The sequence below is a fragment of the Acinetobacter sp. ANC_7655 genome, from assembly GCF_056784015.1.
In genome coordinates this window covers 141,504-153,408 of record NZ_JBWYJB010000002.1, presented here as the reverse complement: position 1 = coordinate 153,408, position 11,905 = coordinate 141,504, and the positions used below count along the sequence as shown (strand labels likewise).

The following is an 11,905-nucleotide window of genomic DNA, read 5'->3' as shown; positions in this document are numbered from 1 at the left end:
AATACGGTGAATTGCGTATATGAAGCGATATTTTGAATGAGTCTTTAGATCGAAATAACAATACCACTCCAACAAATGGTCAAAAAAAATCCCCCGAAAAATCGAGGGAGATGCCAAATTAAGAATTGATGAGATGACGTGCTTTAAACTGAAAGATATTTGCTAATGGTCGCTTCATCGACATTCGCTCTGACATCTTCATAAGCAAAACGGCCTTTATCGATGACCAAGAAGCGATCTGCCATCGCCATAGTAAAGCTCAGTACTTGCTCGGAGACCACGATAGTGAGGTCTCGTTGATCGCGAATTTCTTTTAGCGTTTTCGCAATATCTTTAATAATCGAGGGCTGGATTCCCTCGGTAGGTTCATCGAGCAGCAATACTTTGGGATTGGTGGCGAGTGCACGTGCAATTGCCAATTGTTGCTGTTGTCCACCAGATAAATTTCCCCCTTTGCGTTTACGCATATCCCAAAGTACAGGGAAAAGCTCATACAGATCGTCAGGTACTTTGCCATGGGCAGACGCAGGGAGACCCGTTTGAATATTCTCTAGAACAGACATGGTTGAGAAAATCATACGACCTTGAGGAACATAGGCAACACCATTTTCCACGCGTTGATACGGGTCAAGCTTTTCTAAGTTTTTACCATCGAGCTTGATTTCGCCTTGAGTATTTTTAATATCACCGATAAGGGTTTTAAACAGTGTGGTTTTTCCCATCCCATTTCGACCCATAATCGCCACAATTTCTTTGGGTTGAATTTTAAGCTCTAGATCATGAATGACTTGGCTTTGTTTATAACCTGAACACAAAGAACTAATTTCTAATAATCCGCTCATAAGGCCTCCTTAGTGTCCGAGATAGACTTCAATGACTTTTGGATCACTTTGCACATCATCCATTTTTCCTGCTGCGAGGATTTTCCCTTGATGCAATACAGTCACTTTATCTGCAATAGTTTTTACGAACTCCATATCGTGCTCAATCACGAGGACTGAGCGTCCTTTACTGATTTCACGAAGCAGTTGTGCTGTCTGTTCGCGCTCAGAAACACTCATGCCTGCCACAGGTTCATCCAGCATTAACAACTCGGGGTCTTGCATAAGCAACATCCCTATTTCAAGCCATTGTTTTTGTCCATGAGACAATAGGCCTGCGGAGGTGTGTAATAAATCAGTGAGGAAAATTTTTGAAGCGACTTCTTGGATACGTTCTTCGACATCTTTGGTTCGCTTAAAGAACAAAGCCCCAAACACATTACGACCACGTGGGAAAGACATTTCTAGGTTGTCATAGACTGAAAGGTTTTCGTAAATATTGGGATTTTGAAATTTACGACCGACACCTTTACGAACGATTTCGAACTCTTTGAGCTTAGTCAGTTCAATATCATTAAATTTGATCGTGCCAGAAGTTGCTTTAGTTTTACCGCAAATCAAATCCAATACTGTTGTTTTACCTGCACCATTAGGGCCGATCACCACGTGAACTTCGTTTTTATCGAGATAGAAGTTGAGATCGCTGACGGCTTTAAAGCCATCAAACGAGACTGTGAGATCTTCGATAACAAGTACAGGTTTTGCCATTTCTACGCCGACTTTACTCATTTCACACCTCCTTCTACTTCAATATTGCTATCTTTTTTGGACTCCGTGGGTTGATGGGGGATAGGCGAAGCCGTTGTTTTTTTATCTTTGAAGATAAGTGGGCGAACATATTTTTCATATAAGCCAGCTAAACCATTCGGTAAGAACATCACAACGCCTATGAACAATGCACCAAGGAAGTACAACCATACTTCAGGGAATGCTTCAGAGAAGTAAGTTTTACCGAGGTTAACTAAAACTGCACCATATACAGCTCCAATCAGTGATAAACGTCCGCCTACTGCAGCCAAGATCACCATTTCAATAGATGGGACGATGCCAATAATCGTTGGAGACATGAAGCCGACTTGCAGTGTAAACATTGCCCCACCGACGGAAGAAACGACTGCCGCAAAGCAGAAGATAAAGACTTTGTACATTGAAACGTCATAGCCAGAAAAACGTACACGTTCTTCTTTTTCACGCATTGCAGAAAGTAAGCGACCTAACTTTGAGCTGAGAACAAAGCGACTGATCATGATGACTGCGATGAGTAACAATGCATTGATGTAATACAAAACGTACTTTGCTTCATCCGTACGGATATCCCAGCCATGTAATGTCTTGAGATCAGTAATACCGTTGATACCACCAGTAAAGCCTTGTTGACCAATAATCAAAATTGTCAAAATCGCCACAATCGCTTGCATGATGATAGAGAAATACACGTCTCCTACACGACGAGTAAACATTGCAAAACCAATAATAAAAGCCAATAAAATTGGAATAATTACAATCGCGAATAGGGTAAATGTGAAACTATGGAATGGTTCCCAGAACATTGGTAGGCTGGTAATTTGGTTCCAGTCCATAAAATCTGGAATACCGGGTGTGGTTTGAGCTGCTGTGGATTGCATGTCAGAAGCTTCAAGTTTGAGGAACATGGCCATACAGTAGCCACCGATCCCAAAGAAAATACCCTGACCTAAACTCAAAATGCCGCCGTAACCCCAGCACAGCACTAAACCAATCGCGACAAAAGCAAATGTAAGATATTTACCCATTAAATTGAGACGGAAAACATCTAAAAACATGGGCATTACAAATAGGATCAGTACTGCCAATATAGCCAGTCCAATCGCACCTTCTTTACCGCCTAACAAGGCATTCATTGGATTACTCATATCAATCTCTCCTGAATACCTATTTACGAACTTTGATTGAGAACAAACCTTGAGGACGTAACATCAAAATGATGATGACCGTCGCTAAGGTAATGACTTTGGCAACAGAGCCTGACAGGAAGAACTCTAGGATTGATTGGGCTTGTGCAATACTGAAAGCCGAAGCGATAGTGCCTAATAGACTTGCAGCTCCACCAAACACCACAACCAAGAACGTGTCTACGATATAGAGAGAGCCTGCAGTTGGACCAGTTGAGCCAATTGTCGTAAACGCCGCACCAGCAATACCGGCCAAACCACAACCTAATGCGAATGTTAGACTGTCCACACGCTTTGTATTAATACCAACGGCACCACTCATGAAACGGTTTTGGTTTGTCGCACGAAGCTGTAAGCCCCAGCGAGAACGATAGATGAGGAAATAGACGAAAGCGGTCACGGTGAGTGTGACACCGACAAGGAATAAGCCATTAATAGGAATATCAATCGTCTCTGTCGGTTGATAAGAGCCCATAAGCCAATCAGGTAGTGTTGGACTCACTTCTTTGGGACCAAATGTAGAGCGAAACACTTGTTGCATGATTAAGCTCAAGCCCCAAGTTGCAAGCAAAGTATCGAGTGGCCGCTGATAAAGCCGACTAATCATGAGCCGTTCGACCATATAGCCGATAATGCCTGCTGTCAGAAAAGCTGCCACAATCGCTACAATAAAATAATAGGGAAGCAACTGAGGAAAATAGCTTTCAGTCAGGGTTGAAATGACAAATGTGGTATACGCGCCTATTGTGAGGAATTCACCATGTGCCATATTGATGACACCCATTTGCCCAAAAATAATTGCAAGGCCCAGTGCCATTAACAACAGCACACAGAAAACAGAAAGACCATTAAAGCCTTGCATCGCAAAAATTGCACCGAAGTCAGCTAAAGATAAATCCATCGCCTCATCCTCCAAGCTTTAAATAATAGGTTTGAAATGAAAAGATCAGGAGAGGGCTCTCCTGATCATGTGCTGTCGATTTAGTAGCCTTTAGGGAATGGATTAGGCTTGATTAAACCTTTTGATTCGTAGACCACTTTGAATTGACCATTGGTTTGCACTTGTGCAATACGTGATTTGCTCCATAAATGATGATTGGCATCAATTTTCACGTAACCTTCAGGCGCATTTTTCATTTCGATGCCTGAAGAGGCTTTGGTAACTTTGGCAACATCAAAACTACCAGCTTTTTCAACTGCGGCTTTCCATAACCACGGACCAAGATAAGCGGCTTGAGTCACATCACCAATTACTGCTTTAGGACCATATTTTGCTTTAAATGCTTTTACGAAAGCTGCGTTACTTGGATTATTTAAACTTTGGAAATATTTCATTGAAGAGTAAAAGCCCTTCATATTTTCGCCACCAATCCCCAGTAATTCATCTTCTGTCACAGAGAAGGTAAGCAGTGTTTGCTTATCGCCAGTCACACCTGCCGCTTTCATTTGCTTGTAGAATGAAACGTTTGATCCACCTACTACGGCAGCGACAATTGCATCTGGTTTACGAAGTTTGGTTTTGTTAATTAAAGAACCAAATTGCGTATGACCAAGCGGGTAGTATTCTTCACCGACGACTTTACCTTTCAACACTTTTTCAATGTGTGTACGGGCAATTTTCATGGTGGTACGTGGCCAAATATAGTCAGAACCGATTAAATAGAATGTTTTGGCTTTTTTCTCACGTGCAAGCCAATTCAGAGACTCAAGCACCTGTTGCGTAGCTTCTTGACCGGTATAAATCACATTTTTAGATTGTTCTAGACCTTCATAGAATGTTGGGTAATACAGAAGCGAATTATTTCGTTCAATAATAGGTAATACGGCTTTACGAGAAGCTGAAGTCCAGCAACCAAAAATTGCTGCAACACGATCCTTTTCAGTTAATTTTCGGGCTTTCTCAGCGAAAGTTGGCCAGTCAGATGCACCATCTTCTTGAACAATTTTAATCTGACGACCTAATACACCACCTTGTTTGTTGATCTGCTCAATGGCTAAACGTTCTGCTTGGATGGCTCCTGTTTCAGAGATTGCCATCGTTCCCGTCGCTGAATGAAGCTGACCGACATAGACGAATTTATCATTTACGTTAAGTTTGGTTGTATTTACTTTTGCTGTCGCTGGAGCACTCGCAGTGGTCAAGACAGGTGCCAGTAAAAAAGGAACAGCGAGTAGTCCTGCGAGTAAGCCAGATGTTTTAACTTTAGATTTTAAGGTCATTGGTGTTCCCCTGATGAAGTGGATAAGGCCATTGCGCGATTTATTGTTTGCGCTTGCTATGGACTTAAGCCTAAGGGGTGTTAAAAAATGAGCATATACGTCACTTTACGTATATCGATGTTCCTCAAAATGATTTTTGATGAAAGTTAAGCTGGGCATAGATTTTGCTAACTGTAAGGGTCTATTTAAATTGCCTAGCTTTATGGTTTCATCTAGCAATACTCCTCAAGCACCGCAACGGGTGATTCATACACGCCGTAAATACAATACTTGGGTGGTCGATGAGAGTATTGAAGACTATGCACTACGCTACGCGCCGAGGTCAGTAAGACGGTGGTCCCTTTGGACGGTGACCAATACAGCGCTTGCAGCAGTCAGTTTTCTAGCGATGGAAGCGCTTGGTGCAACCATGTTATGGCAATACGGCTTTAGCAATGCATTTTGGGCCTTAGTGGTCGTTTCAATCATTATCTTTTTGACCAGTTGGCCTATTGGATATTACGCGGCCAAATACAATGTTGATATTGACCTACTTACACGGGGCGCAGGCTTTGGCTATATCGGCTCATCTATAACTTCAGTCATTTACGCCAGTTTTACTTTCATCTTCTTTGCTTTTGAAGCCGCTATCATGGCTTTGGCGCTTGAGCTTGGTTTAGGTGTGCCGCTGAGTCTAGGTTATTTAATTTCTGCGCTTATTATTCTGCCCCTAGTGATCAAAGGCATAGGGTTTATTAATAAAGTACAAGCGTTTACCCAATCATTATGGATTTTTTTATTATTACTACCATGGTGCTTTGTTTTGGTGAAGCACCCGACTCTGCTCTCTGAAGTTGCCCTAATAGAAGGCGCACAAAGTCAAAGTGCAGGATTCAATTTGGCTTTTTTTGGCGCATCTTGCACTGTTTTGTTTGCGCTGATTACGCAGATTGGTGAACAAGCTGATTATTTAAGATTTTTGCCAGACAAAAAACATGCTCAAAAGACATGGAATTGGGCGGTATTTTTAGGTGGTCCTGCATGGATATTGGTGGGATTCATTAAAATTTTTATGGGCATGATTTTAATGGTACTCGCCCTTAAATTTATGGTGCCGAATCATGAATTAAGCAATCCGAATTATCTATATTGGATCGCCTACCAACAAGTGATTGAGCATCCTGCTGCTGCATTATTTCTTACAGTCATGTTTGTGTGTATCGCACAGTTAAAGATCAATGTAACCAACGCTTATGCTGGCTCATTGGCATGGTCTAATTTCTTTGCACGCTTAACGCACAGTCATCCCGGACGTGTGGTTTGGTTAGTGTTCAATATTTTTATTGCGCTATTGTTGATGGAACTAGGCGTCATCCATGCGGTGGAGCGTGTATTGGGGCTTTATAGTAATGTGGCTTTGGCATGGGTGGGTGCCATCGTTGCTGATCTCGTCATTTGTAAGCCATTGGGGCTGAGCCCGAAAGGAATTGAATTTAGGCGTGCTTACCTCTATGACATTAATCCAGTCGGTGTTGGCAGTTTATGTATTGCATCCTTATTGTCGATTTTATGCTACTGGGGATTATTTGGTGATATCGCAAAATCCTTAGCAGGATTTATTGCTTTAGGTTCAGCTATCGTCTGTGTCCCAATGCTTGCTTATTTTACTCGTGGCAAATACTACATCGCACGTCATGAAGATAAATCATTAAAACCAATAGAGACACAACGATGTGTGGTTTGTGAGCATGATTATGAAATGGCTGACATGGCGACTTGTCCTGCTTATAACAATATGATTTGTTCTTTATGCTGTACCTTAGAAGCTCGTTGCCATGATTTATGTAAGCCTCATGCACGGTGGTCTGCACAACTTAAGCATTTTGCAGTTTGGTTTCTACCGCGCCAATGGTTGAGATACATCAATACTAGATTGAGTCTTTATATTTTGATGATCTTTGTTCTGAGTGTGGTTTTGGCAGTCAGTTTAAGTCTGGTTTATTTACAAGAACTGAGTAAATTCGGCACAGTATTTGGATCAACTCAACAGCATGAGTTGCTGATGCTATTTGTGAAAATTTATGCCGTATTATTTTTACTGTTATGTGTTGCAGCATGGTGGTTGGTACTCAATGATGAAAGTCGCCGACAAGCTCAGCTTGAAAGTAATATGCAAACACAACTGCTCATGGACGAAATTGAAGCGCATAAAATTACAGATCGGCAATTACAAGATGCACGAACTCAAGCTGAAAAAGCCAATGAGGCCAAAAGTCGTTATGTTGTTGGAATTAGTCATGAACTGAGAACACCTCTAAATAGTATTTTAGGATATAGCCAGTTACTCAATAAACAAGAACAACTCTCTGAACAAGGAAAAGCTGCGCTGGGTGTGATTCGTCGTAGTGGGCAGCATTTAACGTCCTTGATTGATGGTTTACTTGATCTTGCAAGGATTGAAACAGGTAAAATTTCTTTAGAAATGTCGAATATTGAATTTCCGAAGTTTCTCCAACAAATCGTGAATATGTTTGAGCCACAATTCCAACAGAAACAACTGAAATTTACGGTCGAAATTAGTGAAAAAATACCACAATACGTACGTATAGATAAAAAAAGACTTGAACAGATCCTTATCAATTTAATGGGAAATGCTTTGAAATTTACGCTCGAAGGAGAGGTGAAATTTCGAGTAGATTATCGCTTTCAGACGGCATATTTTGAAATTCATGATACGGGATGCGGGATTGCTCAAGCAGATCTAGAGCGAATATTCCAGCCTTTTGAGCGCGGACAAAATGTCGTACAAGGGAGCTTTGCTGGAACAGGTTTGGGTTTACCAATTGTTAAACTATTGGTGGATATTCTCGGTGGGGAGTTAAAGGTAAGCAGTACGTTAAAAAACGGTTCAATTTTTAAAATAAAACTATATTTACCTTCAAAGTCGGTCATTCATCCCATTGCTGATGTCGCATCGAATACAGTATCTGGCTATACGGGACATCGCCGTAAAATATTGGTCGTAGACAATGAAGCAACTGATCGTGGACTAGTTTTAAATTTCCTTAAACCTCTCGGCTTTATTCTTGAAGAAGCAGAATCGGGATTGCAATGTCTAAGAAAAGTCCCTGAATTTCGACCAGATTTAATTTTAATGGATTTGAGTATGCCTTTGATGGGAGGGTGGGAAACTGCGAAATTATTGAGAAATAATAAAATGACCAATGTTCCCATCATCATTATTTCCGCAGATGCCAATGAACGAATGCAGAACCCTGAAACCGATGTATTGAATGAAGACTTTCTGGTCAAACCCGTGGACTTAAATCTGCTACTGAACAAAATTGGAGATAAATTAGGCTTAAACTGGGTTCATCAGAATGAGCCAACTCAAGTCGCAGAAGAACCTCAAAAACAGGTTGAACCCTTACACTATGATAGTAACGCTTTATCTGTCAGCGTGATTGATGAGGATGATGTAGCACCAGAACAAGCGCTAATCAAACTAGAAGATTATTTGAGTATTGGTTATATCCGTGGAGCCAAAGAGATCCTCGAAATTTGCAAGAAACGCAATGTCTGTGATCCTTCTATATGGCAACACATAGAATTTGATATTCAACGCTTCGATACCCAACGTGCATTACAACGATTACACGAGCACCTATCTGAAATCAGATCTGATTTGGAAGGGAGTTAAGCTATGTTAGAAAGTATTTTAATTGTGGATGATATTCCTGAAAATCTAAGTTTATTACATGAAAGTCTTGATCAAGCAGGCTATCAGGTCTTAGTTGCCACCAATGGTTTTACTGCTATTGAAATTGCGCACCGTTCACAGCCAGATATGATTTTATTGGATGGGAGTATGCCTGAGATTGATGGTTTTGAAACCTGTATCCAGCTTAAAGCGAGTCCAATGACTGAGCACATCCCTGTCATATTTATGACGGGTTTGACGGAAACCGAACATATTGTAAAAGGCTTTCAAGTCGGGGGCGTAGATTATGTGACAAAGCCACTGAATATCGATGAAGTACAAGCACGTGTCAAAACGCATTTACTGCAAGCCCGTTTAATGCACCAACAGAAACAAATGCTCGATGCAACAGGCAGTGCAATTTTGTCGATGAATATGGATGGGGAAATTATTTGGCAGACACCTGTAGTGCAAGGTTTATTAACGCAACATGGAATTGATATTACTCATTTTAGAAAGAGTATAAATCAGTGGTTAAAAGCACTTTTCCAGCAATCTTATCAAGAAGAAATGCTACATGGTCAATATGGTCATGGGCATCAGCAATTACAATTAAATTTATTGACCAAGCTGAAAGAAGGACAATTACCTAAACATGTTTTGGTTCAGCTCAAAGAGCAAACACACATGCCAAGTGTTGAGGAGATCGCTCAAGCTTGTCCGAATTTAACACCACGTGAGGCTGAAGTTATGCATTGGGTAACGCTTGGCAAAACCAACCGAGATATTGCAGAAATTTTGGAGTTGAGTCCACGCACCGTCAATAAACATTTAGAGCATGTTTTTGAGAAGCTGTTTGTGGAAACGAGAACTGCTGCGGTGTTACATGTGATGTCAGCTTGTCAAAATCAAGCAGTCGTATAGAACTCATCGTTTCTAGCAAAATCTTTAAATCGCTATACCAGCTGATAGTGATCTTTCACTCTCCCTTCATTAACCTCTTTTTATCCTAAGATAAAAAGAGTAAATAAAATGAGTATGATCAATTCACTTCTAATCATAGACCAAATGTTTGAGGCATTTAGGTCTCAAGATTTACAGGCTGCTGTTGCAACAGTAACTGAGGATACGGTATGGATTCACCATGGCTCACAAAAACTGCCTTCAATTCGATTTGAAGGAAAAACGGGTGTAGAACAGTTCTTCAATACCAATTTCACAACCATGCATGTCGCATACTTTAATATTTTACGTATGGTCAAAGAAGGTAACAAAGTGGTGGTTTTTGGACGCGAAAAATTTACGATTGATGGTCAAGATGGTGAATTTGAGCAAAAATGGGTACAAGAGTACACCATTGAAAATGGACTGATTTCAAGAATGGAAGAATATGCGACATCGGTGAATGACAATGATTACCTAGTTGTAAAATAATAGTCAAAGATGGACATAAAATTAGATGGTCTCATGATCTGCATAACTGAGATGCATAAGCACCAGATTCAATGTGATATTTCAATTTGATCAAACTTAAACACATCACAATTAGGTCCACTGCCAATCCGATCCACCACCGCAAAATCACTCGGGCTTTCCAATGTTAAAAGTGGATGATGCCAAGTCCCCGTACGATAGTTTACACCTTGAGAGCCATTAGTTATAAAAGCTTGTAGGTTTGAAATATCGGGCTGATTCGCATTTAAGTTTGGTGCAACCACTACTAAAAACTTTTGTCCCTGCATCGGGATGAAAGCTTGTGATCCATGAGGATGACGTTCAAGCATTGAAATTTTGAACGGAATATTGGTACTTTGAATATTTCGAAAAATACTAATCCCGGCTTTGGCATCGCCAATAATTTCAGTGGTCACTAAAGCATGATAGCGCTCTGTATGCGCATCGTTAATATGAAAATAATCATTTCCTTGGCAAGCAATGACGTCACCAAAAGGTGCAAAATTTTCGGAGGTTAAAGGTTGTAGGGTAATGGTATGCATCATAAAAATTCGCTAAAAAGATACTGCATTTTCAATTTAGAATTGTGTCGAAAATGCAGTCAAAATAAGATCACTTTAAAAGTAACAAATGCTCAACTAAGGATTTACTTTACCCCAGAGGCGTATACGGCTAATCCCTCCATCAGGAATCATATTCACCCGAATATGAGAAATTTTTTCGTGTCGCAATACTTCATTTACAAAGTTATGAATGTGATCCATTTGCATTGGTTGAGCATCTAATAAGAAAGGCCAAAACATACTTTGTGGAGTCAATTGAGGATCCGTTGCATCTTCTATATAAATGGCTTGAATGGACACTTCAGCAGGATAATTTCCTTTAAAGTGGGCTGTATCAATCTCGATCTTTTCAATGTGACCAGCTTGCCCTAAAGCTAAAATACACCAGTCGAAACCGGGTGCACGACGGCGTGCGGTTTCCCAACCATCACCCATATTAATCCCACGTCCTGGATTGATCAGATTACGTGGATGTCCGAAGTGTGCATCACTATAGGCAATAACACGTCCACCATTTTCAAGTGCAAGCAGGTCGAGGGTTTGGTTTTGATCTTGGATTTTAACGCTGACTTCACCATATACGCGGAATCGTGCGATACCCCCATCTGGAAAAATATTTAAACGAAGATGGGTAAAGATCTGATTCATTGAAACTTCAAAGACATGGTGCTGACTTGGTCCCAATATACTATTTGGTAAAATTTGGTGCCATTCAGCATTATCCAAGTTTTCATTTGGTGCATAACACCCTTCTACTGAAGCAGAAGCGGGATAATTACCACTAAAAAAAGTAGTATCAATATCGAGTGCTTTAATTTTACCTGCAACACCTAAGTGAACAATCGCCCAATCATAACCACTGTGACGCTTACGACGGGTTTCCCATCCATCCATCCACTTGCCATGATCATCAAATTTACCTTCTACAAAGATAGGCGCATCAAACTGAAGCATACGTTGAGCTTCAGCAAAAAAATCATCAGAACATGTTGTGACTTTTGCACCAATTCGGGCATCTGCAAGGTTAGTAAGTTGCTGTAAATGAGTAGGGATTTCAAATTCCGGTGCCAATAGTGTTGCCATGTCATCTTCCATTATTACTTTAAAACTTGATTCTTATCAAAAGAATGCATTCTTAGAATCGTAATGCGTTGTTATGTCGCATCTGCTTAAGGG

General features: G+C 40.6%; 10 protein-coding genes. 3 read left to right on the top strand and 7 right to left on the bottom strand.

Annotated elements, in window-relative coordinates:
• Positions 1 to 143: 143 nt before the first annotated feature.
• From urtE to urtA, 5 genes are all read right to left on the bottom strand, one after another.
• Positions 144 to 842 carry an urea ABC transporter ATP-binding subunit UrtE gene (gene urtE, locus AC1M9N_RS04715; RefSeq protein ID WP_035264750.1) on the bottom strand — a complete coding sequence of 233 codons (699 nt, stop codon included), beginning with the start codon at positions 840 to 842 and terminating at the stop codon, positions 144 to 146.
• Between the two features lie 9 nt (positions 843 to 851).
• Positions 852 to 1,610 (bottom strand): urea ABC transporter ATP-binding protein UrtD, encoded by a 759-nt coding sequence (gene urtD, locus AC1M9N_RS04710; protein WP_092766538.1) that lies wholly within the window; start codon positions 1,608 to 1,610, stop codon positions 852 to 854.
• Positions 1,607 to 2,773, bottom strand: coding sequence for an urea ABC transporter permease subunit UrtC (gene urtC, locus AC1M9N_RS04705; RefSeq protein WP_481590162.1), 1,167 nt, complete (start codon positions 2,771 to 2,773; stop codon positions 1,607 to 1,609). Before urtC ends, urtD begins: the two co-directional genes overlap by 4 nt.
• A gap of 19 nt (positions 2,774 to 2,792) precedes the next feature.
• Positions 2,793 to 3,713 (bottom strand): urea ABC transporter permease subunit UrtB, encoded by a 921-nt coding sequence (gene urtB, locus AC1M9N_RS04700; protein WP_035264743.1) that lies wholly within the window; start codon positions 3,711 to 3,713, stop codon positions 2,793 to 2,795.
• An 80-nt stretch (positions 3,714 to 3,793) separates the two neighbouring features.
• A complete protein-coding gene (gene urtA, locus AC1M9N_RS04695; RefSeq protein ID WP_481607188.1) occupies positions 3,794 to 5,032 on the bottom strand; it encodes an urea ABC transporter substrate-binding protein in 1,239 nt (412 codons plus the stop codon).
• 202 nt (positions 5,033 to 5,234) lie between these two features.
• Between urtA and AC1M9N_RS04690 the strand changes: the two genes are divergently transcribed.
• The 3 genes from AC1M9N_RS04690 (at position 5,235) to AC1M9N_RS04680 (ending at position 10,145) form a co-directional block, all read left to right on the top strand.
• Positions 5,235 to 8,711, top strand: a complete 3,477-nt coding sequence (locus AC1M9N_RS04690; RefSeq protein ID WP_481954370.1) for a hybrid sensor histidine kinase/response regulator — start codon at positions 5,235 to 5,237, stop codon at positions 8,709 to 8,711.
• Positions 8,712 to 8,714: 3 nt separating this feature from the next.
• Complete coding sequence (locus AC1M9N_RS04685) at positions 8,715 to 9,635, top strand: response regulator (protein WP_481595713.1); 921 nt, start codon at positions 8,715 to 8,717, stop codon at positions 9,633 to 9,635.
• A 108-nt stretch (positions 9,636 to 9,743) separates the two neighbouring features.
• Positions 9,744 to 10,145 (top strand): nuclear transport factor 2 family protein, encoded by a 402-nt coding sequence (locus AC1M9N_RS04680; RefSeq protein ID WP_481595714.1) that lies wholly within the window; start codon positions 9,744 to 9,746, stop codon positions 10,143 to 10,145.
• A gap of 68 nt (positions 10,146 to 10,213) precedes the next feature.
• Here the strand turns inward: AC1M9N_RS04680 and AC1M9N_RS04675 are convergent, their stop codons facing one another.
• A complete protein-coding gene (locus tag AC1M9N_RS04675) occupies positions 10,214 to 10,711 on the bottom strand; it encodes an ureidoglycolate lyase (protein ID WP_481595715.1) in 498 nt (165 codons plus the stop codon).
• Between the two features lie 93 nt (positions 10,712 to 10,804).
• The gene (gene alc, locus AC1M9N_RS04670) at positions 10,805 to 11,812 is read right to left on the bottom strand and encodes an allantoicase (protein WP_481595716.1); all 1,008 of its coding nucleotides are present in this window, start codon (positions 11,810 to 11,812) and stop codon (positions 10,805 to 10,807) included.
• Positions 11,813 to 11,905: the final 93 nt, after the last annotated feature.

What these genes read in the sequence shown, in the direction of transcription:
- urtE (WP_035264750.1), bottom strand. Translation starts at nt 842, where the DNA reads ATGAGCGGATTATTAGAAATTAGTTCTTTGTGTTCAGGTTATAAACAA.
- urtD (WP_092766538.1), bottom strand. Translation starts at nt 1,610, where the DNA reads ATGAGTAAAGTCGGCGTAGAAATGGCAAAACCTGTACTTGTTATCGAA.
- urtC (WP_481590162.1), bottom strand. Translation starts at nt 2,773, where the DNA reads ATGAGTAATCCAATGAATGCCTTGTTAGGCGGTAAAGAAGGTGCGATT.
- urtB (WP_035264743.1), bottom strand. Translation starts at nt 3,713, where the DNA reads ATGGATTTATCTTTAGCTGACTTCGGTGCAATTTTTGCGATGCAAGGC.
- urtA (WP_481607188.1), bottom strand. Translation starts at nt 5,032, where the DNA reads ATGACCTTAAAATCTAAAGTTAAAACATCTGGCTTACTCGCAGGACTA.
- AC1M9N_RS04690 (WP_481954370.1), top strand. Translation starts at nt 5,235, where the DNA reads ATGGTTTCATCTAGCAATACTCCTCAAGCACCGCAACGGGTGATTCAT.
- AC1M9N_RS04685 (WP_481595713.1), top strand. Translation starts at nt 8,715, where the DNA reads ATGTTAGAAAGTATTTTAATTGTGGATGATATTCCTGAAAATCTAAGT.
- AC1M9N_RS04680 (WP_481595714.1), top strand. Translation starts at nt 9,744, where the DNA reads ATGAGTATGATCAATTCACTTCTAATCATAGACCAAATGTTTGAGGCA.
- AC1M9N_RS04675 (WP_481595715.1), bottom strand. Translation starts at nt 10,711, where the DNA reads ATGATGCATACCATTACCCTACAACCTTTAACCTCCGAAAATTTTGCA.
- alc (WP_481595716.1), bottom strand. Translation starts at nt 11,812, where the DNA reads ATGGCAACACTATTGGCACCGGAATTTGAAATCCCTACTCATTTACAG.